This is a genomic window from Streptomyces sp. NPDC054975, from assembly GCF_053609105.1.
The window spans coordinates 24568-49779 of the sequence record NZ_JBSGWV010000047.1; the positions used below are offsets into that span (position 1 = coordinate 24568).

The 25212-nt window shown below is 71.9% G+C and carries 25 protein-coding genes and 2 tRNA genes; 20 read left to right on the plus strand and 7 right to left on the minus strand.

Annotated features, from left to right (window positions below; all coding sequences use genetic code 11):
* The first annotated feature begins 81 nt into the window (after window positions 1-81).
* Window positions 82-249, plus strand: a complete 168-nt coding sequence (locus ACWF79_RS28600; RefSeq protein ID WP_453731071.1) for a hypothetical protein — start codon at window positions 82-84, stop codon at window positions 247-249.
* Window positions 250-265: 16 nt separating this feature from the next.
* Here the strand turns inward: ACWF79_RS28600 and ACWF79_RS28605 are convergent, their stop codons facing one another.
* Both ACWF79_RS28605 and ACWF79_RS28610 read right to left on the minus strand, forming a co-directional pair.
* Window positions 266-823 (minus strand): CGNR zinc finger domain-containing protein, encoded by a 558-nt coding sequence (locus tag ACWF79_RS28605; protein ID WP_453731049.1) that lies wholly within the window; start codon window positions 821-823, stop codon window positions 266-268.
* A 209-nt stretch (window positions 824-1032) separates the two neighbouring features.
* Complete coding sequence (locus ACWF79_RS28610; RefSeq protein WP_015032345.1) at window positions 1033-1446, minus strand: SsgA family sporulation/cell division regulator; 414 nt, start codon at window positions 1444-1446, stop codon at window positions 1033-1035.
* A 190-nt stretch (window positions 1447-1636) separates the two neighbouring features.
* Here ACWF79_RS28610 and ACWF79_RS28615 point away from each other — a divergent pair, with 190 nt between their 5' ends.
* Both ACWF79_RS28615 and ACWF79_RS28620 read left to right on the plus strand, forming a co-directional pair.
* On the plus strand, window positions 1637-2059 hold the full coding sequence (locus ACWF79_RS28615) for a TIGR02611 family protein (protein WP_453731050.1): 423 nt from the start codon (window positions 1637-1639) through the stop codon (window positions 2057-2059).
* A gap of 54 nt (window positions 2060-2113) precedes the next feature.
* A tRNA-Val gene (locus ACWF79_RS28620) sits at window positions 2114-2188 on the plus strand.
* Window positions 2189-2249: 61 nt separating this feature from the next.
* Here ACWF79_RS28620 and ACWF79_RS28625 read toward each other — a convergent pair.
* Complete coding sequence (locus ACWF79_RS28625) at window positions 2250-4712, minus strand: SCO7613 C-terminal domain-containing membrane protein (RefSeq protein ID WP_453731051.1); 2463 nt, start codon at window positions 4710-4712, stop codon at window positions 2250-2252.
* Window positions 4713-4796: 84 nt separating this feature from the next.
* Here ACWF79_RS28625 and ACWF79_RS28630 point away from each other — a divergent pair, with 84 nt between their 5' ends.
* Window positions 4797-5243, plus strand: coding sequence for an SRPBCC family protein (locus ACWF79_RS28630; RefSeq protein WP_453731052.1), 447 nt, complete (start codon window positions 4797-4799; stop codon window positions 5241-5243).
* 39 nt (window positions 5244-5282) lie between these two features.
* A tRNA-Val gene (locus ACWF79_RS28635) sits at window positions 5283-5354 on the plus strand.
* Window positions 5355-5416: 62 nt separating this feature from the next.
* Here the strand turns inward: ACWF79_RS28635 and ACWF79_RS28640 are convergent.
* The gene (locus tag ACWF79_RS28640) at window positions 5417-6142 is read right to left on the minus strand and encodes an exonuclease domain-containing protein (RefSeq protein WP_453731053.1); all 726 of its coding nucleotides are present in this window, start codon (window positions 6140-6142) and stop codon (window positions 5417-5419) included.
* 120 nt (window positions 6143-6262) lie between these two features.
* On the opposite strand from ACWF79_RS28640, the gene ACWF79_RS28645 reads away from it, so the two are divergent.
* The 3 genes from ACWF79_RS28645 (at window position 6263) to thrS (ending at window position 10189) form a co-directional block, all read left to right on the plus strand.
* The gene (locus tag ACWF79_RS28645) at window positions 6263-6829 is read left to right on the plus strand and encodes a DUF4365 domain-containing protein (protein ID WP_453731054.1); all 567 of its coding nucleotides are present in this window, start codon (window positions 6263-6265) and stop codon (window positions 6827-6829) included.
* A complete protein-coding gene (locus ACWF79_RS28650; protein ID WP_453731055.1) occupies window positions 6829-8106 on the plus strand; it encodes a hypothetical protein in 1278 nt (425 codons plus the stop codon). Before ACWF79_RS28645 ends, ACWF79_RS28650 begins: the two co-directional genes overlap by 1 nt.
* A 106-nt stretch (window positions 8107-8212) precedes the next feature.
* Window positions 8213-10189, plus strand: a complete 1977-nt coding sequence (gene thrS / locus ACWF79_RS28655; protein WP_453731056.1) for a threonine--tRNA ligase — start codon at window positions 8213-8215, stop codon at window positions 10187-10189.
* 14 nt (window positions 10190-10203) lie between these two features.
* Here thrS and ACWF79_RS28660 read toward each other — a convergent pair whose 3' ends face one another.
* Entirely contained in the window at window positions 10204-10878 is a 675-nt protein-coding gene (locus ACWF79_RS28660) for a potassium channel family protein (protein ID WP_453731057.1), read from the minus strand.
* Window positions 10879-10945: 67 nt separating this feature from the next.
* On the opposite strand from ACWF79_RS28660, the gene ACWF79_RS28665 reads away from it, so the two are divergent.
* Complete coding sequence (locus tag ACWF79_RS28665) at window positions 10946-11518, plus strand: HIT family protein (RefSeq protein WP_453731058.1); 573 nt, start codon at window positions 10946-10948, stop codon at window positions 11516-11518.
* A 30-nt stretch (window positions 11519-11548) separates the two neighbouring features.
* On the opposite strand, the gene ACWF79_RS28670 is transcribed toward ACWF79_RS28665, so the two are convergent.
* A complete protein-coding gene (locus ACWF79_RS28670; RefSeq protein ID WP_453731059.1) occupies window positions 11549-13207 on the minus strand; it encodes a hypothetical protein in 1659 nt (552 codons plus the stop codon).
* Between the two features lie 288 nt (window positions 13208-13495).
* Complete coding sequence (locus ACWF79_RS28675; protein WP_453731060.1) at window positions 13496-15703, minus strand: elongation factor G-like protein EF-G2; 2208 nt, start codon at window positions 15701-15703, stop codon at window positions 13496-13498.
* 250 nt (window positions 15704-15953) lie between these two features.
* Between ACWF79_RS28675 and pgsA the strand changes: the two genes are divergently transcribed.
* From pgsA to yajC, 11 genes are all read left to right on the plus strand, one after another.
* The gene (pgsA, locus tag ACWF79_RS28680; RefSeq protein WP_453731061.1) at window positions 15954-16634 is read left to right on the plus strand and encodes a phosphatidylinositol phosphate synthase; all 681 of its coding nucleotides are present in this window, start codon (window positions 15954-15956) and stop codon (window positions 16632-16634) included.
* A complete protein-coding gene (locus ACWF79_RS28685; protein ID WP_453731062.1) occupies window positions 16631-17557 on the plus strand; it encodes a phosphatidylinositol mannoside acyltransferase in 927 nt (308 codons plus the stop codon). The genes pgsA and ACWF79_RS28685 overlap by 4 nt, the downstream gene beginning before the upstream one ends.
* A complete protein-coding gene (locus ACWF79_RS28690; RefSeq protein WP_453731063.1) occupies window positions 17554-18714 on the plus strand; it encodes a glycosyltransferase family 4 protein in 1161 nt (386 codons plus the stop codon). The genes ACWF79_RS28685 and ACWF79_RS28690 overlap by 4 nt, the downstream gene beginning before the upstream one ends.
* 96 nt (window positions 18715-18810) lie before the next feature.
* Window positions 18811-19353, plus strand: coding sequence for a hypothetical protein (locus tag ACWF79_RS28695; RefSeq protein WP_453731064.1), 543 nt, complete (start codon window positions 18811-18813; stop codon window positions 19351-19353).
* 74 nt (window positions 19354-19427) lie between these two features.
* Window positions 19428-20399, plus strand: a complete 972-nt coding sequence (pdxS, locus tag ACWF79_RS28700) for a pyridoxal 5'-phosphate synthase lyase subunit PdxS (protein ID WP_453731065.1) — start codon at window positions 19428-19430, stop codon at window positions 20397-20399.
* Between the two features lie 6 nt (window positions 20400-20405).
* Entirely contained in the window at window positions 20406-20996 is a 591-nt protein-coding gene (gene pdxT, locus ACWF79_RS28705) for a pyridoxal 5'-phosphate synthase glutaminase subunit PdxT (RefSeq protein ID WP_453731066.1), read from the plus strand.
* Window positions 20997-21058: 62 nt separating this feature from the next.
* Complete coding sequence (locus ACWF79_RS28710) at window positions 21059-21811, plus strand: YebC/PmpR family DNA-binding transcriptional regulator (RefSeq protein WP_158985482.1); 753 nt, start codon at window positions 21059-21061, stop codon at window positions 21809-21811.
* A 146-nt stretch (window positions 21812-21957) separates the two neighbouring features.
* Complete coding sequence (ruvC, locus tag ACWF79_RS28715; RefSeq protein ID WP_453731067.1) at window positions 21958-22488, plus strand: crossover junction endodeoxyribonuclease RuvC; 531 nt, start codon at window positions 21958-21960, stop codon at window positions 22486-22488.
* On the plus strand, window positions 22485-23117 hold the full coding sequence (ruvA, locus tag ACWF79_RS28720) for a Holliday junction branch migration protein RuvA (RefSeq protein ID WP_453731068.1): 633 nt from the start codon (window positions 22485-22487) through the stop codon (window positions 23115-23117). The genes ruvC and ruvA overlap by 4 nt, the downstream gene beginning before the upstream one ends.
* Before the next feature lie 245 nt (window positions 23118-23362).
* A complete protein-coding gene (gene ruvB, locus ACWF79_RS28725; protein WP_453731069.1) occupies window positions 23363-24445 on the plus strand; it encodes a Holliday junction branch migration DNA helicase RuvB in 1083 nt (360 codons plus the stop codon).
* Between the two features lie 176 nt (window positions 24446-24621).
* On the plus strand, window positions 24622-25107 hold the full coding sequence (gene yajC, locus ACWF79_RS28730) for a preprotein translocase subunit YajC (protein WP_453731070.1): 486 nt from the start codon (window positions 24622-24624) through the stop codon (window positions 25105-25107).
* Window positions 25108-25212: the final 105 nt, after the last annotated feature.

The window sequence follows — 25212 nt, forward strand, 5'->3', positions numbered from 1 at the left end:
CTTTCCTGGCCCGCGTCCACGGGATGATGAACTGCCGCGGCCGAGGGGCGTGTTGCGGGCCGGCTGGCGGGGCTCTGCGCCATGATCGCCCCCGAGATGCTGGATACCTCGCGGGATCATGTCCCCGCCCCCACCGAAGAGCCGCGCGGCTGTCTGTTCGCGCTCTCCCAGCCGCCGCTGATGATCTTCCTCGCGGTGATCGGCTGTCTGCTCCTGATCGCCGCCGTGCACGACCTCTTCCTGCTGTGAGGGGGCTCGTGCCGGATCAGCCGGCTGCTTCCTTGCGGCGCGCCCGGTACGCGGCGACGTGGAGCCGGTTACCGCAGGTGCGGCTGTCGCAGTAGCGGCGTGAGCGGTTGCGGGAGAGGTCGACGAAGGCCCGGCCGCAGTCGGGGGCCTCGCAGCGCCGCAGCCGCTCCTGCTCGCCCGCCACCACGATGAACGCCAGGGCCATGCCGCAGTCGGCGGCGAGGTGGTCGGCGACCGAGGCGCCCGGCGCGAAGTAGTGCACGTGCCAGTCGTAGCCGTCGTGGTCGGTGAGCTGCGGCGTCGTGCCCGCGGCGGCGACCAGCTGGTTGATCAGCGTGGCCGCGATCCGGGCGTCGGGAGCCGCGAAGATCGCCGTGAACCTGGCCCGGACCTCCTGGACGGCCCGCAGGTCGTGGTCGGTGAGCTCGCCGACGTCGCTGATGTCGTGGGCCCGTACGAAGGTGCGCAGCGAAGGGACGTCCCCGACCTCGTCGTCACGGTCGCCCTGGGGCGCGGTGTTCACCAGATCGACGACGGTGTCGAGGGCGATCCGGGTGTCGTGGGGGATCAGCACGATTCGCTCCCTGGCCGGCTGCGGGCGGGCGCCCGCGTTGCGCTGACTCTAGCGGCTTCGCCGTGTGGCGCCGGTGGGGGTCCGAAAACGGCATCGGCGCCCTCCTCCGCGCCGGCTGCGCGGTGAGGACGCCGATGTCTGCCGTATGCGGTTGTCCGCGCGGCGCCGTCGCCCCGAGTCGGACGGCGCCGTGCGGCTCTCGACCTGGCTCAGCTGTCGGCCAGGATGTGGGAGAGCTCGGTGTCGAGATCGAAGTGACGATGCTCGGTGCCGGGTGGCACGGCGGCGTCGGTCCGCTTGAGGAACGACTCCAGGGCCCTCGCAGGGGCTTCGAGCAGTGCTTCGCCCTCGGGAGAGCTCAGCGCGATGCAGACGACGCCCTGACCGTGACTGCGGGACGGCCAGACTCTGACGTCGCCGGTGCCGGTGGGCCGGTGCAGCCCCTCGGCGAGAAGGTCGCGGGCGAAGACCCACTCGACCGTCTCCTCGGCTCCGGTGTGGAAGGTGGCGTGCACGGCATACGGATCGGCCGTGTCATACCGCAGGCCCGCGGGTACAGGCAGTGAGGACTCGCTCGACACAACGAGGCGCAGGTGCAGCTCGCAGCTGACCGTGGTGTTCATAAGCGCCAGGGCCTTTCGCTCAGTGTGCGCTCGGGGATTCGCACGTCGGCGAAGTCGACATGCCACCTACGGTGCCGTTGTAAACCCCTCTGTCTGTTTTGTGATCGTTCAGGTAGCTCGTATGGCGGTGTGTAACTTTGGGTAATACGGCTATACGGGTGAGGGGGCCCCGTCCGGTAAGTTGGGGACCATGAATGCGGAGAGTGACGAGCGCACCGGGGAGTCCGCGGCCAACGGGGACCCCGAGCTGGGATCCCGGGCGCCCCAGTTCATCAAGGCCCGGCGGACCCTGCACCTGAGCTGGCAGGTCGGCGTCTTCATCGTGGGACTGGCGGTGGTCGGCGCGGGCATCGTGATGCTGCCGCTGCCCGGCCCCGGCTGGCTGGTGATCTTCGCCGGCATGGCGATCTGGGCCACCGAATTCGTCTGGGCGCAGCTCGTGCTCCGCTGGACGAAGCGGAAGGTCACCGAAGCGGCGCAGCGCGCGCTGGACCCGAAGGTGCGGCGGCGCAACATCATCCTGACCACGATCGGTCTGGTGATCATCGGCGTGCTGCTCGGTTTCTACCTGTGGAAGTACGGCTTCGTCATGCCGTGGAAGATCAACACCTGACCCGGGGGACGGTCGGGGCACCCGCTGACATGCGGTAATGTTTGCGGTGCGCCCGGGCGATTAGCTCAGTGGGAGAGCGCTTCGTTCACACCGAAGAGGTCACTGGTTCGAACCCAGTATCGCCCACCACCCGGACCGAAGGCCCGGAGACTGGAACCAGTCTCCGGGCCTTCGGCGTTCCCCGGCCGGGTCACCGCATCCGGCCGAGCCTCTCCCGCAGGCGCCGGGCGTCCCGCAGCCGCTGCTCGTACGTCGCCCCGACGGCGAGCAGCAGCAGACCGGCCAGCGCAGGCGGCAGCCAGCGGGGCAGGGCGCCGACGGCCTGGACGACGTACGGAGCCAGCTCGTGCAGGGCGTCGAGGGCCAGGACCGCACCGCCGAGCACCAGCAGCGCCTGCAGCCGGAACCGGGCCCCCAGCAGAGTCACCACGAGCGCGGCGACGCCGAGGAGCAGCGGGCGCGGCCAGTCCGGGTCCACCCAGGCGGCGAACAGGCTCGGCACCAGCGTGGCCGCCAGACCGGGGCCGAACGCCACCCACGACGAGGACTCCGGGTCGCGGCGCCGCCGCAGCACCCCCACGACCAGGGCGGGCACGGTGACGGGCAGCGTGTACGCCTCCGGGGTCGTCACGTCCCAGACGGCGAGCCGCACCCAGGTCGCCAGGAGGAACAGCGCGCCCGCCGTCCACGAGGCGAACGCGCGGCGCTCCGGCCGCAGGGCCGTGGCGGCGGCGATCACACCGGCCAGGGCGAGGACGAGCGCGAGGGTGGCGGGCCTGGGCACGGCCATGCTGATCGCGAGCAGCGCCACGGCCGCGCCGGTGAGCTCCACGGGCAGCGCGACCGGGTGGCGCCGCAGCCGCCCCCCGAGCAGGGCGGTGGCCGCCGGGACCAGGAGCAGCGCCGACGCGGTCCGGTGGTCCTGGAACGCGGCCGCTGCCGCCCCGGCGGCCACCAGCCCGGCCGCCACGAGGACCGCCGCACAGGCGGCGACGGTCCGCCGCGCGCCGTCGGCGAGGAACGCCACCACGACGAAGAGCCCGAGCAGCACCCCGAGCGTGGTGAAGGTGGCCGCGCGGGTGTCCAGGGCCAGAGCGACCACGCTGACCGCGGACATCGCCCCGCAGCCGAACGCGCTCCAGCCGAACGCCTCACGAGGCGGCACGGGCCGCGAGACGGCCGCCGGTACGGCAGCGGTTCCCCAGCCGGGCCACTGAGCCCCGGAACCGGAGCCCGAACTCGAACCCGCGTCGGAGGCGTCCGGGCTCGGGGCCTCGACCGGCGCGGGGAGGCCTCGCGTCAGCGCCCCCGGGCGCGCCGCCAGGAGGAGGGCCGCCGTGGTCGTCAGGAGCTGAAGGGTGAGCGTCGGGGCGTACGGGAGGTCAAGGGCGAGCGGGAGGGCCGTCAGGGTCGCCCAGGTCAGGAGCAGGGCGGCGCAGCGGGACCACAGGCGCGGGAGGGCCGCGCAGGCCGTCGCGGCCACCAGCAGGACCACCGGGGCGGTCGAGGGGTACGAGGCGAGGACCGGCTCCGGGTGGGTGCCGGACCAGACCGGCGCTGTCCGGGCCAGCGGTCCGAGCAGCGCCGCCGCCACCGGCGGGAGCGCCCACGCCACGCCCAGCGCCAGCACCCCCGCGCCCGCGCCGGCCAGACCGGTGCGCACCGCGCGCGGTCCCGGCGACCGCAGGACGGCCGCCAGGGCCACGGCGCACAGCACGTACCCCGGCACCTCCCAGTCGCCCGGCAGCACCGGGCGCAGCACGCCACCCGCCGCGGCGACCACCGCGAGACCGGCCACCACCGACGCGGCCACCGATGCCTGGGCCACCCTCCAGGCCACGTACAGCGCGACCGCCGCGCCGGCGAGCAGCAGCGCGCCCGCCGGTACCGGCGGGGTGAGCGAGAGCTGCCCGCCCGTGAGCAGCGCCCAGCCGCCGAGGACACCGGCCGCCACGGCCGCCGTGCCCCGTACCGCCGCGGGCTTCGTCCACAGCGCCACGGCCAGATCCACGACCGCCGTCGCGAGCGTCGCCCAGGCCAGCGCGAGCGCCCCGCCGTCGGCGGCCAGCACACCCAGAGGCAGGGGGAGTTGAGCCGTCACCACCGCCACCGGCAGCGGGATCCGCAGCCGGCCGAGCGCCGCCCCGTACGCCGTCCACGCGGCCGCGAGCACCGCAGAGGCCACCGCCGTGAACGCGAGCGGGTCCGTCCCCGGCAGCGCCACCCGGTGCAGCGCGTACGCGTCGAGGACCATCAGCACCAGGCCCAGGGCCGCGACCGCCTCCGCCGTCGAGCCGAGCCCCCGGCGCAGCAGCACCACGGGCACCGCCAGCGCCGCGGACGTCACCACGCCGAGGACGGCCGCGCGGCCGCCGATCCCCATCGAACCCCAGCTGACCAGCGTGAACGCGAGCGCGGCGATCGTCAGGAGCACCCCGCCCAGGGTGAGCAGCACGTTCTGCGCACTGCGCGGGGTCGAGTCGGCCACCGGCCCGCCCCCGGCCCGCCGCGGAGCCGAGGACGGCGCCTGCGCCTGGAGGACCTTCAGCAGCCAGGCCCGGCGGGCCAGCAACTGGGACCTGTGGGCGTCGAGTCGAGCCAGCTCACGATCGACGAGCACCAGCTCGTCGGCGGGCGGCAGAGGAGTGTTCATGTCCCGGAGTGTGCGCCGGACCACACCCGGGCACCATGCGCCCGGATACTCATATCCGCGGCTGAGTACGTACACACTGGGGTCATGGACTGGTGCCGCTACCGTTTCCGCACCGTCTGGCAGTTGGCCGCCCCGCCCGACGTGGTCTTCGCCGTGCTGGAACGCACCGACGAGTACCCGCGCTGGTGGCCCCAGGTCCGTGAGGTCGTCGCCGTCGACGACGTCACCGGCACCGCCCGGTTCCGCTCCTTCCTCCCGTACGACCTCGTCGTCACCGCCGAGGCCCGGCGCCGCGACCCCGGCGCCCGCGTCCTGGAGGTCGCGCTCGGCGGCGACCTGGAGGGCTGGGCCCGTTGGTCCCTGACGCCCCACGGCTCCGGAACGCGCGCGCTGTACGAGCAGGAGGTCGAGGTCACCGGCCCCGTGATGAGGAGGCTCGCGGTGGTGGGGCGGCCCGTCTTCCGCGCCAACCACTTCCTGATGATGCGCGCGGGGCGGCGCGGCCTCGCGGCCCACCTGCGCCTGGTTTGAAGGAAGCCCGCGGAAACCTGTATGGTTCAACCCGTTCCCGGGCGATTAGCTCAGCGGGAGAGCACTTCGTTCACACCGAAGGGGTCACTGGTTCGATCCCAGTATCGCCCACCGGGAGAGGCCGGTCCGTCGAAAGACGGGCCGGCCTTCCGCATGTCCGGGCCACCGATGCCTCATGCGGCCTGCCGCAGCTCCGGACGGAGCGGCCACGCCGGATCCACCGTCTCCGGTGTCCCGTTGCGCGTGAACCACGCCTGCAGCCCCCGCGCCTGTGCCGCGTGCCACACCGCCTGCAGGGTGTGCAGCTCCGCCGGCGACAACCGTTCGAGCCGTGTCGCGAACCGCCGCGCCACCGCCCGTACGACATCCAGCGCGGCCGTCGCGTCCGCCGCCGCGTCGTGCGCGCCGTCCAGCTCCACGCCGTACTGCGCGCACAGGTCCGTCAGCGTCCTGCGGCCCTTGCGGTAGCGGTCCAGATGCTTGTCGAGGACCCGCGGATCCAGCACGCACAGCGATGCGTTCTCCAGATAGCGACCCAGCGAGGAGGCGCGGTGGCGGCGCAGCTCGCGGTCCAGGATCGTCAGATCGAAGGGCGCGTTCATCACCACCAGCGGCCGGCCCGCCGCACACTGCTCGGCCAGCGCCCGCCCCAACTCCTCCATCACGGGCGCCGGCCAGCGCCCGTTCCGCCGTAGATGATCGTCCGTCAGTCCGTGGACCTCCGTGGCCGCGGGCGGCACCGGAATCCCGGGATTGACCAGCCAGCGTGTGACCCGCGGGCGCCCGCCGGCCGTGTCCTGGACGACGAGCGCGGCCGAGACGATCCGGTCCTGCTCGACGTCAACTCCCGTGGTTTCCGTGTCGAATGCGGCCAGGGGCCCCTCATACCAGTGCGTCATCCCCGAACTCCTCGCACCTCTGCGGCAGATGGCGATCCCCCTGCCCGAACCGGTGATACCCGGGCTGTTTGCCCCGTACGCGGACCGGTGACAACACAGATGACGGGGAAGGGAATTGACATGGCGCTCGCCCAGCCCGAATCGGGGGGGCTGCCGCCTCAGCGGGCAGCACCGTTGCGCGGCTCACTCGCCACCACCGCCTGCATGGAGACGCTCCAGGTGGGATATCTGCATGCGGTCGCGGCGGCGGCGGGCTGCTCGCTGTCGCAGCCGTTTCCGGACAACGGCATCGACTGGCACGTCAGCCACAGCGCCGCGGGACACACCGTCGACGACGAGGTGACCATCAAGGTGCAGCTGAAGGCCACCTATCAGATACCGCCGCGGCCGCCCGGCCCCGCGTTCTCCTTCACCCTGGACAACGACCATCTGGTGAAGCTGGCGCGGACCCCGGTCTCGGTGCACAAGATCCTGGTCGTGATGATCGTGCCGCGCGACCGGGACGACTGGCTGCGGGCGGGGCACGACCGGCTGGACCTGCGGCACTGCTGCTACTGGATCAACCTCGCCGGCCACCCGGTGACAGGGCGGCGGCGGACGACGGTGCGCATACCGACGGCACGGATCTTCGACGACCGGGCACTGTGCGAGATCATGACCCGGGTCGGCGTGGGAGGGAGACCTTGATGCACCGGCCGATCGGCGAACCATCGGAGGGCGGGGCCGGGTACGGCCCCGTTCTGCCACCGTTCCGCCCCCACCCCACCCCTGGTGAGTTCCCCGGCGGCCCCTGGGCCGACGCCGCGGGCTCGCCCGACCCCGGACGGGTCGACCCGCTGGTCCTCGGCGCGCTGCTCGCCCGGCACGGCTGGCGGCGGCGCGGCGGGGCCGCGGGCCGCTACAGCCGCTGGACACCCCCGGGAACGGGCGGCCCCTCCGGCGGCACCAGCCTCCTGGTGCCCGAGAGCCGCGCGTTCCCGGACTGCGAGGACCTGCTCGGTGAGGCGCTCACCGCCCTCGCCCACAGCGCGGCGCCCTCGGCCCGGGAGGTCCTCGTCGGGCTGACCGTGCCCAGCGACGAGATCCGCTGGTGGCGCGACGTCCCGCCGGGCCCCGCCGGCACGGTCCCGTGGACCGTGCAGGAACAGCTCAGGTCGGCCGCCCGGCAGCTGCTGCTCGCCGGGGCGCTGGCCGTGCGCGGACGCGCCGGGTACTACGGCGCCCGGCACCGCCGCCAGGCGCAGGCATCGCTGGAGGCGGTGGTCGTCGGGGCGGCGCCGGGCGGGCAGGGCCTCACCGCGTTCGTGCCCGTCGACCCGGGCCGGGCCATCGCCGTACGGCTGTATCACGCGCTGTACGCGGCGCGGGAGGCCGCCGACTACCAGCGGGCGACGGGCGGGATGGAGGCCTTCGACGCCGCCGTCGAGGCGGGCGTGAGCCGGGAGCTGACCGAGGCGCTGGTCGCCCTGGTGCGGGGCACCGAGGGCGCCAGGATCGCGCTGGAGTGGGCCCCGGCCGCGGGGACACCCGCCGGGTGCGCGGCCCGGCCCGAGCCGGTCGAGTTCTCGGCGGGCGACCTGCCGGCCCTGCGCGAGGCCGGGGCCCGCTATCTGACCGACGAGCCGTCCGTACCGGTACGGATCACGGGCGCCGTGGTCCGGATGCGCCGCTCGGGGCCGCGCGGCGAGGGAACCGTACGGCTGCGGGTGCTGGGCGGGGCGGAGGTGCCGCATGTCCGCGTCACCTTGGACGAGGAGTCGTACCGCACGGCCGGGCACGCGCATCTGGTCGGGCTGCCGATCCGGGTGGTGGGCCGTCTGGAGAGCCGGGGCGGCTTCCGTCGGCTGACCGATGCCACCGGGGTCGTACCGGTCCAGGTCGACGAGGCGGAGCGCGACCGGCTGATGAAGTCGCTCCACGAGAACCTGGACTTCTTCGAGGAGGCCTGCGGCCCGGGGGAGTGACGCGGTCCGAGCCTTTAGGATTTAGAACACGCGGCACCTCGTCTCTGTCGCGTGTCGTCGGTGCCGGCACCTCGTGTCTGCCTGCGCCCCAAAGGAAAGAGCATCCGTGTCTGATGTCCGTGTGACCGTCCAGTCCGCCTCAGGAACCGAGGATCGGGCGGTGAGCGCGGGCACCACCGCCGGCGCCCTGTTCGCCGACGACCGGTCCGTGATCGCCGCCCGCGTCGGCGGTGAGCTGAAGGACCTCACCTACGTCGTCGCCGAGGGCGATGTCGTCGAGCCCGTCGAGATCTCCTCCCCGGACGGTCTCGACATCCTGCGCCACTCCACCGCGCACGTCATGGCCCAGGCCGTGCAGGAGCTCTTCCCCGAGGCCAAGCTCGGCATCGGCCCGCCGGTCCGGGACGGCTTCTACTACGACTTCGACGTCGAGAAGCCGTTCACCCCCGAGGACCTCAAGGCCGTCGAGAAGAAGATGCAGGAGATCCAGAAGCGGGGTCAGCGCTTCTCCCGCCGCGTGGTCACCGACGAGGCCGCCCGCGAGGAGCTCGCCGACGAGCCGTACAAGCTGGAGCTCATCGGCATCAAGGGCTCCGCGTCGACCGACGACGGCGCCAACGTCGAGGTCGGCGGCGGCGAGCTGACCATCTACGACAACCTGGACGCCAAGACCGGCGAGCTGTGCTGGAAGGACCTCTGCCGAGGCCCGCACCTGCCCACCACCCGGAACATCCCGGCGTTCAAGCTGATGCGCAACGCCGCCGCCTACTGGCGCGGCAGCGAGAAGAACCCGATGCTCCAGCGCATCTACGGCACCGCCTGGCCCTCGAAGGACGAGCTGAAGGCCCACCTCGACTTCCTCGCCGAGGCCGAGAAGCGCGACCACCGCAAGCTCGGCAACGAGCTGGACCTCTTCTCCATCCCGGACGAGATCGGCTCCGGCCTCGCCGTCTTCCACCCCAAGGGCGGCATCATCCGCCGGGTCATGGAGGACTACTCGCGCAAGCGGCACGAGGAGGAGGGCTACGAGTTCGTCTACTCGCCGCACGCCACCAAGGGCAAGCTGTTCGAGAAGTCGGGCCACCTCGACTGGTACGCCGAGGGCATGTACCCCCCCATGCAGCTCGACGAGGGCGTGGACTACTACCTCAAGCCCATGAACTGCCCGATGCACAACCTGATCTTCGACGCGCGCGGGCGTTCGTACCGTGAACTGCCGCTGCGCCTCTTCGAGTTCGGCACCGTGTACCGGTACGAGAAGTCCGGCGTCGTGCACGGCCTGACCCGGGCCCGCGGCTTCACCCAGGACGACGCGCACATCTACTGCACCCGCGAGCAGATGGCGGAGGAGCTGGACAAGACCCTCACCTTCGTCCTCAACCTGCTGCGTGACTACGGTCTGACCGACTTCTACCTGGAGCTGTCCACCAAGGACCCGGAGAAGTTCGTCGGCTCGGACGAGGTGTGGGAGGAGGCCACCGCGGTCCTCCAGCAGGTCGCCGAGAAGCAGGGCCTCCCGCTCACCCCCGACCCGGGCGGCGCCGCGTTCTACGGCCCGAAGATCTCCGTGCAGGCGCGCGACGCCATCGGCCGCACCTGGCAGATGTCGACCGTGCAGCTGGACTTCAACCTGCCGGAGCGCTTCGACCTGGAGTACACCGGCCCCGACGGCACCAAGCAGCGTCCGGTCATGATCCACCGCGCGCTGTTCGGCTCCATCGAGCGCTTCTTCGCCGTGCTCCTGGAGCACTACGCGGGCGCCATGCCGCCGTGGCTGGCCCCGGTGCAGGCGGTCGGCATCCCGATCGGCGACGCGCACGTCGACTACCTGCGGGAGTTCGCCGCGGAGGCGAAGAAGAAGGGCCTGCGGGTCGACGTGGACGCGTCCTCGGACCGGATGCAGAAGAAGATCAGGAACCAGCAGAAGCAGAAGGTTCCGTTCATGATCATCGTCGGCGACGAGGACATGGCGGCGGGCACCGTCTCCTTCCGCTACCGCGACGGTTCCCAGGAGAACGGCATCCCGCGCGACCAGGCGCTGGCGAAGCTCGCCGACGTGGTGGAGCGCCGCGTCCAGGTGTGACGCCTGCCCGCACCCTAGGCCCCCGGGGAATCCCCCGGGGGCCTCTCCTCGTCCTGCCGTCGGAACGCCTGGACGAGCCAGGACGAGAACGAACCCGTCACCGCCCCGAGCAGGGCGACGCCGCAGGCCATGACGCCCACCGCGACGAGCCGGCCGAGCGGGGTCACCGGGCTCATGTCCCCGTACCCCACCGTCGCCAGCGTCGCGCACGCCCACCAGACCGCGTCGCCGAAGGTACGGATCGAGGCGCCCGGCGCCCCGCGCTCCTGCTGGTAGACGGCGAGCGCCCCCGCGAAGCCCAGCAGGGTCACCGTGAGGCTGGAGTAGGCCATGACGCGGCCGTAGAGGGTCAGGCGCGGCTTGGCGCGACGGCGCTGGATCCGCTCGTAGATCTTCACCATCTGCAGGGGCCGCAGCAGCGGCAGCAGCAGGACCACGGTGCCCAGGAGGTGCGCGCGGACGAAGCGCAGCGGGCCGAGGCCGCTCAGCCGCAGCCGTACCGCGTAGTCGACGACGAAGACACCCCAGGCACCGAGCGTGACCGCCAGGCAGAGCTCCAGCCAGACCTGGTCGAGGTCGTACGCCAGGACCCGTACCGCGTACCCCGTCAGGTAGAGCAGGGACGCCACCGCGAGGGGTGCCTCCATGCGGCGGTCCCAACGCTCCTGTTTCTCCGGGCTCGCGTCCATCCGACCAGCATCTCCGGGGACCGGGCGGTCGATGCCCCGGCGACACGTTCCGAACGGGCGAAGCAATATGCTGCACAGCATGACGACTGAGCCGGAGCAGCAGATCGGAGTGGGGACGCAGGACGCGTTCCAGCGCCTGTGGACGCCTCACCGGATGGCGTACATCCAGGGCGAGAACAAGCCGACCGGGCCGGGGGCCGAGGACGGTTGTCCGTTCTGCGTGATTCCGTCGAAGTCGGACGAGGACGGGCTCGTGATAGCGCGGGGCGAGACGGTGTACGCCGTGCTCAACCTCTACCCGTACAACGGCGGCCACCTCATGGTCGTCCCGTACCGGCACGTCGCCGACTACACGGAGCTGGACGCGCCGGAGACCGCCGAGCTCGGCGAGTTCACCAAGCGGGCGATGATCGCGCTGCGGGCCGCGTCCGGCGCGCACGGCTTCAACATCGGCATGAACCAGGGCACGGTGGCGGGCGCCGGCATCGCCGCCCACCTGCACCAGCACATCGTGCCCCGATGGGGCGGCGACACCAACTTCATGCCTGTCGTCGGGCACACCAAGGTGCTGCCGCAGCTTCTCGCCGACACCCGCGCGATGCTCGCCGCCGCCTGGCCGGCCACCTCGGAACTGGCCTAGGCAGGTGCCCCCCAGGCCCTCGCGGCGCGCTCACGCGTCGTAGAGGTCGGCCTTCTTCGGGATCGGTTCCTGGATGCCTCCGCTCAGGACCAGCGAGCGGTTGGTGAAGCGCTCCGTGTCCACGCCGTGGTCGTCGAGGACCGCGATGGTCGCCGCGTGGACCGCGCGCATCACCGGCGTCGCCGCGCGGATCGCGTCGTCGGCCATGAAGCGGTGCCGCCAGGGCTGCGCGGCCCAGGCGTGCCGCAGGCCGAACGGCTCGGGCAGGACGAGCTTGCCGCCGAGGAAGTCCAGGAGCGGCGGAAACCAGGTCAGCGGGGCGCGGACCGCCTTGCGGACGATCTCGTCCGTCTCCAGGAGCGGCAGCTGGATCTCCCGGGTCTCCCAGAAGCGGACCGTCTTGGAGACCTCCTTCGTCTTCGCCTTCGGCTTGGTGGTGAAGAGCGAGTGGACCGGGCCGAGCGCGTGTCCGGTGACCTCCACGCGCAGGGTGTGATGGAGCGAGGTCACCGTGATCATCATGGTGAGCACGAGCTGCCCGTCCCAGAGCGTGAACTGCACCCCGAGGTAGTGCCGGTTGCCGCTGCCGAACTGCTGGTCGTTGCAGATGCGCTGTATCTCGTGCGGCTTGACCTGGTAGTGGACGATGTTGTCGCCCTCGGGCCGGGCGACCTCGTCGGCGCCCTCGCCGACCGGGGAGACGATCCAGTGCTTGACGGTCGGCTTGGGGAAGCCGGTCTTCAGGGAGCCCCGCTCCAACAGGGTGAGCTGGTCGTGGATCTTCCGTACGACGTCCCAGGCGCGGAAGTCGTGGATCTCGCGGCCGTCCTTGGGGACCAGCTCCTCGGCGAGCGTCCAGCTGCCCCAGCGGGTGCCCATGCCCAGTATTCCCTTGGGGCCCGCGTAGAAGACGATGTTGGACTGCTGCTCGGCGGAGAGCTTCTCCAGGTTCTGGCGCAGCTCCTCGGCGGCCTTCTCGGCAGGATCTCCGGGGACCGCCTCGGGGATCTTGGCGCCGATGCCGCCGCCGCTCAGCAGGGCGGTCCAGCGGTCCCGCAGGTCCCTGGCCGTGGACTCGCAGATCCGCTTGGCGAGGAACCAGCCGACGATCGGGGCCACGATCATGGCGCGGAGATAGACCGACAGCACGCCGGTGAACGGCAGCTTGATCAGGAAACCCACCGCGATCAGGGCCGCCACCACCAGGATGACCGTGCCCACCGCACTCGTGCGCTTGTTCTCCGAGCCGGCGACCATGCGGCGCAGCTGGATGACGCCGAGCCAGAGCAGCAGCCCCGGCAGGAACAGGATGCCGAACACGAAGGTGACCAGGGTCAGTTTGACGTCGCGCTGCTTGCGGATGCCGGTGGCGGCCAGGCAGTGCTCGACCACGGGCTGCGGGTCGGTGCCGAAGGACTGGATGAGCGCCTTGCGGGCACCGCCGAGCATCCGCACCTGGACCGCGCGCGAGAAGGCCTCACCGAGGTCGGGCCGGAAGAGCTTCGCCCACCTCCCGTCGGTGACCTTGGACTTGTGCCAGTCGTTGTTGGCGTCGAGGATCGCTTCCACCGGGCTGTCGCGGTACGCGGCGGAGGCCAGGGCATGGGTCGCCGCCGTCTGTCCGTCCGAGCCCTGCAGGGGAATCTGCGCCCCGGGTCCGAAACTGCCGATCGTCACTGATGCCCCCATCGCCGCGTGCCCGCGTGGTTCACCGCGTATCCCTCTGCGGCCTGTTCCCGACTACCGTGCCCCGCACACCTGCTGAGCTGGGCACCACAGCGTAGCCGGGTACTGACGGATGCGTCACGGGGCGGCCGAATGCCGCCCGCCGGAGGGGAGTTGGACGGGCGGCATTCGGTCGTCGTGAGGCGCGCGGGGGGCGGTCGGAGGCGGACAGGGGCGGACGGGGGCGGTCGGGGCGCGTCAGCCCGGGACAGGTGTACCGCGGCCCCGTCCCCGGTCCGCGCCGCACCCTCCCTAAGTGCCCTTCTCCGCCTGCGCGCGGATCTTGTCGGCGAGTTGGGGCGGCATCGGCTCGTGACGGGCGTACGAGCGGTCGAAGCGGCCGGTGCCGTGCGAGATCTGGCGGAGGTCGACCGCGTACCGGCCGATCTCGATCTCGGGAACTTCCGCGCGGACCAACGTCCGTCCCGGCCCGGCCTGTTCGGTGCCGACGACCCGGCCGCGCCGCCCGGACAGATCGCTCATCACCGGGCCGACGTACTCGTCCGGTACGAGGACCTGGACCTCGGCGACGGGCTCCAGGAGCCGGATGCTCGCCTCGGCCGCCGCCTCGCGCAGCGCCAGGGCGCCCGCGGTCTGGAAGGCCGCGTCGGAGGAGTCGACCGAGTGGGCCTTGCCGTCCCGCAGCGTGATCCGTACGTCCACCAGCGGGTGACCGGCCGCGACCCCGCGTGCGGCCTGCGCCCGTACGCCCTTCTCGACGGACGGGATGAACTGGCGTGGAACCGCCCCTCCCACCACCTTGTCGACGAACTCGACCCCGCTGCCCACGGGCAGCGGCTCGACGTCGATCTCGCAGATCGCGTACTGGCCGTGGCCACCGGACTGTTTGACGTGCCGGCCGCGCCCCGCCGACGGCCCGCCGAAGGTCTCCCGCAGCGCCACCTTGTGCGGAACGGTGTCGACCTGCACCCCGTACCGGTTGCGCAGGCGCTCCAGCGCCACGTCCATGTGGGCCTCGCCCAGACACCACAGGACCACCTGGTGGGTGTCCTGGTTCTGTTCGAGCCGCATGGTGGGGTCCTCGGCGACGAGCCGGGCGAGCCCCTGCGAGAGCCGGTCCTCGTCGGCCTTGCTGTGCGCCTCGATCGCGAGCGGCAGCAGCGGGTCGGGCATCGTCCAGGGCTCCATCAGGAGCGGATCGTCCTTGCTGGAGAGCGTGTCGCCGGTCTCCGCCCGGCCCAGCTTGGCCACGCACGCGAGGTCGCCCGCGATGCACTGCCCCAGCGGGCGCTGCTGCTTGCCGAAGGGCGAGGTCAGCGCGCCGACCCGTTCGTCGACGTCATGGTCCTCGTGGCCCCGGTCGGCAAGGCCGTGGCCCGAGACATGGACCGTCTCGTCCGGGCGCAGCGTCCCGGAGAAGACCCGGACCAGCGAGATCCGGCCGACGTACGGGTCGGAGGCGGTCTTGACGACCTCCGCGACGAGCGGCCCGTCGGGGTCGCAGGTGATCGCGGGCCTCGGGGCGCCGTCCGGCGTGGTGACCGCCGGGGCCTCGCGCTCCAGCGGGGTCGGGAAGCCGCCGGTGATCAGTTCGAGCAGCTCGACGGTGCCGAGCCCCTGCTTCCCGCCGTCCGACGGGGGCGCCGCGGCGAGGACCGGGTGGAAGGTGCCTCGGGCGACGGCCTTCTCCAGGTCGTCGATCAGCGACTTGATGTCGATGTCCTCGCCGGCGAGATAGCGGTCCATGAGGGTCTCGTCCTCGCTCTCGGCGATGATCCCCTCGATCAGCCGGTTGCGGGCCTCGTCGATCAGCGGCCGCTGGCTGTCGTCCGGTGGGCTCTCCTGCCGGACCCCCGTGGAGTAGTCGAAGATCCGCTCCGAGAGCAGCCCGACCAGACCGGTCGTCGGCGCGTGCCCGTCCGGCGCCTCGGCGCCGTAGAGGGGCAGGTAGAGGGGGAGTACGGCGTCGGGGTCGTCCCCGCCGAGGACCGCGGAGCAGACGGAGGTCAGCTCGTCGAAGCCGGTACGGGCGGTCTCCAGATGCGTGACGACGATGGCGCGGGGCATGCCGACGGCCGCGCACTCCTCCCACACCATCCGCGTCGACCCGGCGATCGCCTCGGCCTCCTGGGCGGCCGAGACGACGAAGAGGGCCGCGTCCGCCGCACGCAGACCGGCCCTCAGCTCCCCGACGAAGTCGGCGTACCCGGGGGTGTCGAGGAGATTGATCTTGCACCCGCCCCACTCGAGGGGGACGAGGGAGAGCTGTACGGAACGTTGCTGGCGGTGTTCGATCTCGTCGTGGTCGGAGAGCGTCCCGCCGTCCTCGACGCGCCCCGCCCGGTTGACCGCCCCGGCGGCCAGCGCGAGGGCCTCGACGAGGGTCGTCTTTCCCGATCCGCTGTGGCCGACCAGCACCACGTTCCGTACGTCCGAGGGCCGGTCGGCCGTCGGAGCCCTGCCGGCGGCCCCGGAGTGTGTGTTCGCCTTGTCGCCCATGATGGGTCCTCCCGATCGCTTGCACCGCTCGCTCGCACGGTGAGGCGGGGCGCGGGCGCGGAGGGAGAGGCTGGGCAGCTCCGGAGGTGCCCGCGGTTGTCCTTCGAGCTTTGCACCGACGTCATGGTGCGTCCATACGTCGTACGCGACGCGACGGGCGGGTGCCCGGCGGTTCGGCGGGAGCCTCGCTGGCTACGATGGGCGAGCCGGTGGTCGTAGGGGCCGCGGCCCACCGAACCTCGGGAAGGCCATGCTGAACAAGTACGCGCGTGCATTTTTTACGCGTGTCCTCACACCGTTCGCCGCGTTTCTGCTCCGCCGGGGTGTCAGCCCCGACGCGGTCACGCTCATCGGCACGGCCGGAGTGATGGCGGGAGCCCTGGTCTTCTTCCCCAGGGGGGAGTTCTTCTGGGGCACGATCGTCATCACCCTCTTCGTCTTCTCGGACCTGGTCGACGGCAACATGGCCCGGCAGGCGGGGGTCTCCAGCCGCTGGGGCGCGTTCCTGGACTCGACCCTCGACCGGGTCGCCGACGGCGCCATCTTCGGCGGCTTCGCGCTCTGGTACGCGGGTACGGGCAACGACAACGTGCTGTGCGCGGTCTCGATCTTCTGCCTGGCCAGCGGCCAGGTCGTCTCGTACACGAAGGCGCGCGGTGAATCGATCGGCCTGCCGGTCGCGGTCAACGGCCTGGTGGAACGGGCCGAGCGGCTCGTGATCTCGCTGGTCGCCGCGGGCCTCGCCGGACTCCACGCCTTCGGCGTGCCCGGCGTCGACGTCCTGCTGCCGATCGCGCTGTGGATCGTGGCGGTGGGCAGCGCGGTGACCCTCGGCCAGCGGGTGGTCACCGTACGGCGCGAGTCGGCGGAGGCCGACGCGGCCGCCGCCCAGGACGCGGCCGGGCCGCGGGGGAACGAGGCGACGTCATGAGCGGGATGAAGGACCGGCTGACCGATTCCCTGTACGGGCTCGGCTGGGCGACCGTGAAGAAGCTGCCGGAGCCGGTGGCGGCCGCGCTGGGGCGCAGGATCGCCGACACCGCCTGGAAGCGGCGCGGCAAGAGCGTGCTGCGCCTGGAGTCCAACCTCGCGCGCGTGGTGCCCGACGCCACCCCCGCTCGGCTCGCCGAGCTGTCCAAGGCCGGCATGCGCTCGTACATGCGGTACTGGATGGAGTCCTTCCGGCTGCCGACGTGGAGCAAGGAGCGGGTCGACGGCGGCTTCGACGTCAAGGACGTCCACCATCTGAAGGACGGTCTCGCCTCGGGCCGTGGCGTCATACTCGCCCTGCCCCACCTGGCCAACTGGGACCTCGCCGGCGTGTGGGTGACCCGCTCGCTCGGCGTGCCCTTCACGACGGTCGCGGAGCGGCTCAAGCCGGAGACGCTGTACGACCGGTTCGTCGCCTACCGGGAGTCCCTCGGCATGGAGGTCCTGCCGCACTCCGGCGGCTCCGCCTTCGGGACGCTCGCCCGTCGGCTGCGCGACGGTGGCCTGATCTGTCTGGTCGCCGACCGTGATCTGTCCGCCTCCGGCACCGAGGTCACCTTCTTCGGCGAGACGGCGCGGATGCCGGCCGGGCCCGCTCTGCTCGCCCAGCAGACGGGCGCGCTGCTGCTGCCCGTCACCCTCTGGTACGACGACACCCCGGTCATGAAGGGGCGCGTGCACGCGCCCATCGAGGTACCCGAGACAGGTACGCGGTCCGAGAAGACGTCTGTGATGACACAGGCGCTGGCCGACGCCTTCGCCACCGGCATCGCGGACCACCCGGAGGACTGGCACATGCTGCAGCGACTGTGGCTGAAGGACCTGGAGGAGCGCGAGCCGCTCGGCGAGGAGCGGGCCTCGTGAAGATCGGCATCGTCTGCCCGTACTCCTGGGACGTGCCGGGTGGCGTCCAGTTCCACATCCGGGACCTCGCCGAGCACCTGATCAGGCTCGGTCACGAGGTCTCGGTGCTCGCCCCCGCCGACGACGAGACGCCGCTCCCGCCGTACGTCGTCTCGGCGGGGCGCGCCGTGCCCGTGCCGTACAACGGCTCGGTGGCGCGGCTGAACTTCGGCTTTCTGTCGGCGGCGCGGGTACGGCGCTGGCTGCACGACGGCACCTTCGACGTCATCCACATCCACGAGCCGGCCTCGCCCTCGCTCGGCCTGCTGAGCTGCTGGGCGGCGCAGGGGCCGATCGTCGCCACCTTCCACACCTCCAACCCGCGCTCGCGGGCGATGATCGCCGCGTACCCGATCCTGCAGCCCGCGCTGGAGAAGATCAGCGCGCGGATCGCGGTGAGCGAGTACGCGCGGCGGACCCTGGTCGAGCACCTGGGCGGCGACGCGGTCGTCATCCCCAACGGCGTCGACGTCGACTTCTTCGCGGGGGCCGAGCCGAAGGCGGAGTGGCAGGGGGAGACCCTCGGCTTCATCGGCCGCATCGACGAGCCTCGGAAGGGCCTTCCGGTCCTGATGAGGGCGCTGCCGAAGATCCTCGCCGAACGGCCCGAGGCGCGGCTCCTGGTCGCCGGGCGCGGCGACGAGGAGGAGGCGGTGGCCTCGCTGCCGCGCGAGATGCGCGAGCGGGTCGAGTTCCTCGGGATGGTCAGCGACGAGGACAAGGCGCGGCTGCTGCGCAGCGTCGACGTCTACGTGGCGCCCAACACCGGCGGCGAGAGCTTCGGGATCATCCTGGTCGAGGCGCTGTCGGCGGGCGCGCCGGTCCTCGCCTCCGACCTGGACGCCTTCGCCCAGGTCCTGGACCAGGGCGCGGCGGGCGAACTCTTCGCCAACGAGGACGCGGACGCGCTGGCGGACGCGGCGATCCGGCTGCTCGGCGACGAGGCCCGGCGCAAGGAGCTGAGCAAGCGCGGCAGCGCGCACGTGCGGCGCTTCGACTGGTCGACCGTGGGCGCGGACATCCTCGCGGTCTACGAGACGGTGACGGACGGCGCGGCCTCGGTGGCGACGGACGAACGCGTGGGCCTGCGGGCGCGGTTGGGCCTGGCGCGGGACTGAACCCCGGGTGGGGGCAACTGATCCGCCGCGGCGGAACAGTTGCCCCCAACGGGTACATCTCCGGTCGTCCCCACCGTCCCGGTAGCCTGTGCGCCCGTGACTCAAACCCTGATCTGGACCGTCGTCGCGCTGATCGCGATCGGCCTGTACCTCAGCTGGACCGCCGGCCGGCTCGACCGGCTGCACGCGCGGATCGACGCGGCCCGTGCCGCCCTCGACGCCCAGTTGCTGCGCCGCGCCTCGGTCGCCCAGGAGTTGGCCACGTCCGGAGTGCTCGACCCGGCCGCCTCGATCGTGCTCTACGAGGCCGCGCACGCCGCCCGGCAGGCCGAGGAGGATCACCGTGAGGTCGCCGAGAGCGAGCTGAGCCAGGCGCTGCGCGCGGTGTTCGGCGAGCCGGAGCAGGTCGAGGCGGTACGGGAGGCCCCGGGCGGCGAGGAGGCCGCCGGCGAGCTCGCGGCGGCCGTACGCCGTGTACCGATGGCCCGCAGGTTCCACAACGACGCCGTGCGCGCCGCCCGGGCGCTGCGCCGCCACCGTACGGTGCGCTGGTTCCGGCTCGCGGGCCACGCCCCGTTCCCGCTGGCCTTCGAAATGGACGACGAACCGCCCGTCGCCCTTGCCGATCGCCCGGCCTGACCCCCGTCACCTGGGAAATCATCGAAAACGATCCACCGGCTGCACATTGGCCCTTGCTGTGGACTGGTGGAGGAATGTTTCCTCATTCTTGTCTCAGCACCGCTTTCACGAGTGAGGTCCCCGTGTCCACCACGCTTCCCAACAGCACCCAGTCTGCAGAGTCCTCGGCGATCGGCACCTCGCGCGTCAAGCGCGGCATGGCCGAGCAGCTCAAGGGCGGCGTGATCATGGACGTGGTCAACGCCGAGCAGGCGAAGATCGCCGAGGACGCCGGCGCCGTCGCCGTCATGGCCCTGGAGCGGGTCCCCGCCGACATCCGCAAGGACGGCGGCGTGGCCCGGATGTCCGACCCGAACATGATCGAGGAGATCATCGGCGCGGTCTCCATCCCGGTCATGGCCAAGTCCCGCATCGGCCACTTCGTCGAGGCCCAGGTCCTGCAGTCCCTCGGCGTCGACTACATCGACGAGTCCGAGGTCCTCACCCCGGCCGACGAGGTCAACCACTCCGACAAGTGGGCCTTCACCACCCCCTTCGTCTGTGGCGCCACCAACCTGGGCGAGGCCCTCCGCCGCATCGCCGAGGGCGCGGCCATGATCCGCTCCAAGGGCGAGGCCGGCACCGGCAACGTCGTCGAGGCCGTCCGCCACCTGCGCCAGATCAAGAACGAGATCGCCAGGCTGCGCGGCTTCGACAACAACGAGCTGTTCGCCGCCGCCAAGGACCTGCGCGCCCCGTACGAGCTGGTCAAGGAGGTCGCCGAGCTCGGCAAGCTGCCGGTCGTGCTGTTCTCCGCCGGTGGCGTCGCCACCCCCGCCGACGCCGCGCTCATGCGCCAGCTCGGCGCCGAGGGCGTCTTCGTCGGCTCCGGCATCTTCAAGTCCGGCGACCCGGCCAAGCGCGCCGCCGCCATCGTGAAGGCCACCACCTTCTACGACGACCCGAAGATCATCGCGGACGCCTCCCGCAACCTGGGCGAGGCCATGGTCGGCATCAACTGCGACACCCTCCCCGAGTCCGAGCGCTACGCGAACCGCGGCTGGTAGTCACTCATGAACACGCCCGTCATCGGTGTCCTGGCCCTCCAGGGCGACGTACGGGAGCACCTGATCGCCCTGGCCGCGGCTGACGCCGTGGCCAGGCCGGTCCGGCGCCCCGAGGAGCTCGCCGAGGTCGACGGCCTCGTCATACCCGGCGGCGAGTCCACCACCATCTCCAAGCTGGCCGACCTCTTCGGCCTGATGGCGCCGCTGCGCGAGCGCATCGCCGCCGGTCTGCCCGTCTACGGCACCTGCGCCGGCCTGATCATGCTCGCCGACAAGATCCTCGACCCGCGCTCGGGCCAGGAGACCTTCGGCGGCATCGACATGATCGTCCGCCGCAACGCCTTCGGGCGGCAGAACGAGTCCTTCGAGGCCGGTGTCACGGTCCGCGGCATCGAGGACGGCCCCGTCGAGGGCGTCTTCATCCGCGCTCCGTGGGTCGAGTCCGTCGGCGCCGAGGTCGAGGTCCTCGCCGAGCACGAGGGCCACATCGTGGCCGTACGGCAGGGACAGGCCCTGGCGACCTCGTTCCACCCCGAACTCACCGGCGACCACCGCCTTCACGCCCTGTTCGTCGACATGGTGCGCGACGCGCGGTGACGAGGTCCCGGTAGGATCTCTGGGGTTCGTTCAGAAATTGGTTACGCGAAGGAGACAGGCAGATGTCCGGCCACTCTAAATGGGCTACGACGAAGCACAAGAAGGCCGTGATCGACGCCAAGCGCGGCAAGCTCTTCGCGAAGCTGATCAAGAACATCGAGGTCGCCGCCCGGACCGGCGGCGCCGACCTGGACGGTAACCCGACGCTTTTCGACGCCGTGCAGAAGGCGAAGAAGAGCTCGGTCCCGAACAAGAACATCGACTCGGCGATCAAGCGCGGCGGCGGCCTCGAGGCCGGCGGCGTCGACTACGAGACGATCATGTACGAGGGCTACGGTCCGAACGGTGTCGCGGTGCTCATCGAGTGCCTCACCGACAACCGCAACCGCGCCGCCTCCGACGTCCGCGTCGCCATGACCCGCAACGGCGGCTCCATGGCCGACCCGGGCTCGGTCTCGTACCTGTTCAACCGCAAGGGCGTCATCGTGCTGCCCAAGGGCGAGCTCACCGAGGACGACGTCCTCGGCGCCGTCCTCGACGCGGGTGCCGAAGAGGTCAACGACCTCGGTGAGAGCTTCGAGGTCATCAGCGAGGCCACCGACATGGTCGCCGTCCGTACCGCCCTCCAGGAGGCCGGTATCGACTACGACTCGGCGGACTCCAACTTCGTCCCGACCATGCAGGTCGAGCTGGACGAGGAGGGCGCGCGCAAGATCTTCAAGCTGATCGACGCGCTGGAGGACAGCGACGACGTGCAGAACGTCTTCGCCAACTTCGACGTCAGCGACGAGGTCATGGAGAAGGTCGACGCCTGATCGCGTCGCTTGCGGAGCCGGCACGGCGGGCCGACGGGGACACACCCCTGTCGGCCCGCCGCCGTTCGTACGGCGTTGTCAGTGCCGGCGGATAGCCTGCACAAACAGATGGACGAAGACGGTCCGAGGTCCAGGGAGGGGCTCAGGTGCGCGTGCTCGGGGTGGACCCGGGGCTGACCCGGTGCGGGATCGGCGTCGTCGAAGGCGTCGCCGGGCGGCCCCTGACCATGCTCGGCGTGGGCGTCGTGCGGACGGCGGCGGACGCCGACATCGGTGTCCGCCTGGTCGGCATCGAGCGCGGCGTGGAGGAGTGGCTCGACCGCTTCTCGCCCGAACTGGTCGCCGTGGAGCGGGTGTTCAGCCAGCACAACGTACGTACGGTCATGGGCACGGCGCAGGCCAGCGCCGTCGCCATGCTCTGCGCCTCACGCCGCGGCATCCCCGTCGCCCTGCACACCCCCAGCGAGGTCAAGGCCGCCGTCACCGGCAGCGGCCGGGCCGACAAGGCCCAGGTCGGAGCCATGGTGACCCGGCTGCTCCGGCTCGCCGCACCGCCCAAGCCGGCCGACGCCGCCGACGCCCTGGCCCTGGCCATCTGCCACATCTGGCGGGCCCCCGCCCAGAACCGCCTCCAGCAGGCGGTCGCCCAGCACGCCCTGAAAGGCCGAACCCGATGATCGCCTTCGTCAGCGGCCCGGTCGCCGCACTCGCCCCCACCACCGCGGTCGTCGAGGTCGGCGGTGTCGGCATGGCCGTCCAGTGCACGCCGAACACCATCGCAGGGCTGAGGATCGGTCAGGAGGCCCGGCTCGCCACCTCCTTGGTGGTCCGCGAGGACTCCCTGACGCTCTACGGCTTCGCCGACGACGACGAGCGCCAGGTCTTCGAGCTGCTCCAGACCGCGAGCGGAGTCGGCCCGCGCCTCGCCCAGGCCATGCTCGGCGTCCACAGCCCGGACGCCTTGCGCCTCGCCGTCTCCACAGGAGACGAGAAGGCACTCACCGCCGTCCCCGGCATCGGAAAGAAGGGCGCGCAGAAGCTCCTCCTGGAGCTGAAGGACAAGCTGGGCGCCCCGCTGGGCACCAGCGGCCTCGTCGGCGCGCAGCGCGCGGTGGCCTCGGGCCCGGCGCCGTGGACGGAGCAGCTGTCCGCCGCGCTGATCGGCCTCGGGTACGCGAGCCGGGAGGCGGAGGAGGCGGTCTCGGCGGTGGCGCCGCAGGCCGAGGCCGCGATCGCCGCGGGCGGCTCGGCCCCGGTCCCGCAGCTCCTGCGAGCCGCACTCCAGACCCTGAACCGCACCCGCTGAGGTGGCCGCCGCGCGGTGCTTCTCCCCACCCCGCCCCTTCCCGAACTGGGGGCAAGCCCCCAGACCCCCGTACAGCCTGCGGCCGTGTCCTCAAACGCCGGACGGGCTGAAATTCAGCCCCGTCGGCGTTTGAGGCGCCGGGTCTGGGGCGGAGCCCCAGTTCGGGAAGGGGCGGGGTGGGGAAGAAGCACGCCGCAGGCGACCCGCACGCCGCACACCACCGCACACACCACGAAGGCAGACACGTGAACTGGGACGACGACGACACCGCACCGGCCGTCGAGGACCGAATCGTCGGCGCGTCCGCCGACGGCGACGAGCAGGCCGTCGAGGCGGCCCTGCGCCCCAAGGACCTCAACGAGTTCGTCGGCCAGGAGAAGGTCCGCCAGCAGCTCGACCTCGTCCTCAAGGCCGCCCGCCAGCGCGGCGCCACCGCCGACCACGTCCTGCTCTCCGGCGCCCCCGGTCTCGGCAAGACCACCCTCTCGATGATCATCGCGGCCGAGATGAACGCCCCGATCCGCATCACCTCCGGCCCCGCCATCCAGCACGCCGGTGACCTGGCCGCGATCCTCTCCTCCCTCCAGGAGGGCGAGATCCTCTTCCTCGACGAGATCCACCGGATGTCCCGGCCCGCCGAGGAGATGCTCTACATGGCGATGGAGGACTTCCGCGTCGACGTCATCGTCGGCAAGGGCCCCGGTGCCACCGCCATCCCCCTGGAGCTGCCGCCCTTCACCCTGGTCGGCGCCACCACCCGGGCCGGACTCCTGCCGCCCCCGCTGCGGGACCGCTTCGGCTTCACCGGCCACATGGAGTTCTACGACCCCTCGGAGCTGGAGCGGGTCATCCACCGCTCCGCCGGCCTCCTCGACGTGGAGATCGACACCGCCGGAGCCGCCGAGATCGCCGGCCGCTCCCGCGGCACGCCCCGGATCGCCAACCGCCTCCTGCGCCGCGTCCGGGACTACGCCCAGGTCAGGGCCGACGGAGTGATCAACCGCGAGATCGCCGCCGCCGCCCTCGGGGTGTACGAGGTGGACAGCCGCGGCCTCGACCGGCTCGACCGTGCCGTCCTGGAGGCCCTGCTCAAGCTCTTCGGCGGCGGCCCGGTCGGACTGTCGACCCTCGCGGTCGCGGTGGGGGAGGAGCGGGAGACCGTCGAGGAGGTCGCCGAGCCCTTCCTCGTACGCGAAGGGCTCCTCGCCCGTACGCCCCGTGGTCGGGTCGCCACTCCCGCCGCATGGACACATCTTGGACTCGTTCCACCGCAGGCAGCGGCCCCCGGCGCGCCAGGAAGCGGACAACAGGGGCTCTTCGGGGCGTGACGGGGCGGTGACGGCGCGGAGACTCGTCGGACGAGGAACCAGGGTGCGATGCTGGACGTTGTTCCATCGATGCGGACTCGCCTAGACTCCGCCGATGCCGACCTTTCTGGTCGGCACGCCCACCCCCGAAGATCAGGCCGCGGGTTCTCCGCGTCCGTGCGAAGGAAACCCGTCCCGTGAGTATCGTGACCCTCCTCCCCTTCATCGTCCTCATCGGGGCCATGTTCCTGATGACCCGCTCCGCGAAGAAGAAGCAGCAGGCGGCCGCGCAGATGCGCGACGAGATGCAGCCCGGCACCGGCGTGCGGACGATCGGGGGGATGTACGCCACCGTCAAGGAGATCGCCGACGAGACCGTCCTCCTCGAGGTCGCGCCCGGCGTCCACGCCGTCTACGCGAAGAACGCGATCGGCGCGGTCCTCGCGGACGACGAGTACAACCGCATCGTCCACGGCGACGAGCCGGACACCGAGGCGGTCGTCCCGGACGACGCCTCCTCGCTCATCGAGTCGTCCGAGGCGGGGGAGCCGGCCGAGGCCGGTGCGTCGGACGCGGTCGTCGAGGACACCAAGCCGGACCTGACCAAGAAGGCCGAGGCCGTCGAGGCCGACGCCGAGGTCAAGAAGGACGGCAAGGCCGACGGCGAGACCGAGGCGAAGTAGTCGCGACCGGGGACCGCGGACGCCCACCGGCGTCCCCCGGGCCCCGCCCCGGTGCCCCGGAGCGGGGGCGGGTGCCCCCCCACACAAAGGTGGCCGCCCCCCCCC

What these genes read in the sequence shown, in the direction of transcription:
- ACWF79_RS28600 (WP_453731071.1), top strand. Translation starts at nt 82, where the DNA reads ATGATCGCCCCCGAGATGCTGGATACCTCGCGGGATCATGTCCCCGCC.
- ACWF79_RS28610 (WP_015032345.1), bottom strand. Translation starts at nt 1,446, where the DNA reads ATGAACACCACGGTCAGCTGCGAGCTGCACCTGCGCCTCGTTGTGTCG.
- ACWF79_RS28615 (WP_453731050.1), top strand. Translation starts at nt 1,637, where the DNA reads ATGAATGCGGAGAGTGACGAGCGCACCGGGGAGTCCGCGGCCAACGGG.
- ACWF79_RS28625 (WP_453731051.1), bottom strand. Translation starts at nt 4,712, where the DNA reads ATGAACACTCCTCTGCCGCCCGCCGACGAGCTGGTGCTCGTCGATCGT.
- ACWF79_RS28630 (WP_453731052.1), top strand. Translation starts at nt 4,797, where the DNA reads ATGGACTGGTGCCGCTACCGTTTCCGCACCGTCTGGCAGTTGGCCGCC.
- ACWF79_RS28640 (WP_453731053.1), bottom strand. Translation starts at nt 6,142, where the DNA reads ATGACGCACTGGTATGAGGGGCCCCTGGCCGCATTCGACACGGAAACC.
- ACWF79_RS28645 (WP_453731054.1), top strand. Translation starts at nt 6,263, where the DNA reads ATGGCGCTCGCCCAGCCCGAATCGGGGGGGCTGCCGCCTCAGCGGGCA.
- ACWF79_RS28650 (WP_453731055.1), top strand. Translation starts at nt 6,829, where the DNA reads ATGCACCGGCCGATCGGCGAACCATCGGAGGGCGGGGCCGGGTACGGC.
- ACWF79_RS28660 (WP_453731057.1), bottom strand. Translation starts at nt 10,878, where the DNA reads ATGGACGCGAGCCCGGAGAAACAGGAGCGTTGGGACCGCCGCATGGAG.
- ACWF79_RS28665 (WP_453731058.1), top strand. Translation starts at nt 10,946, where the DNA reads ATGCTGCACAGCATGACGACTGAGCCGGAGCAGCAGATCGGAGTGGGG.
- ACWF79_RS28670 (WP_453731059.1), bottom strand. Translation starts at nt 13,207, where the DNA reads ATGGGGGCATCAGTGACGATCGGCAGTTTCGGACCCGGGGCGCAGATT.
- ACWF79_RS28675 (WP_453731060.1), bottom strand. Translation starts at nt 15,703, where the DNA reads ATGGGCGACAAGGCGAACACACACTCCGGGGCCGCCGGCAGGGCTCCG.
- pgsA (WP_453731061.1), top strand. Translation starts at nt 15,954, where the DNA reads ATGCTGAACAAGTACGCGCGTGCATTTTTTACGCGTGTCCTCACACCG.
- ACWF79_RS28685 (WP_453731062.1), top strand. Translation starts at nt 16,631, where the DNA reads ATGAGCGGGATGAAGGACCGGCTGACCGATTCCCTGTACGGGCTCGGC.
- pdxS (WP_453731065.1), top strand. Translation starts at nt 19,428, where the DNA reads ATGTTTCCTCATTCTTGTCTCAGCACCGCTTTCACGAGTGAGGTCCCC.
- pdxT (WP_453731066.1), top strand. Translation starts at nt 20,406, where the DNA reads ATGAACACGCCCGTCATCGGTGTCCTGGCCCTCCAGGGCGACGTACGG.
- ACWF79_RS28710 (WP_158985482.1), top strand. Translation starts at nt 21,059, where the DNA reads ATGTCCGGCCACTCTAAATGGGCTACGACGAAGCACAAGAAGGCCGTG.
- ruvA (WP_453731068.1), top strand. Translation starts at nt 22,485, where the DNA reads ATGATCGCCTTCGTCAGCGGCCCGGTCGCCGCACTCGCCCCCACCACC.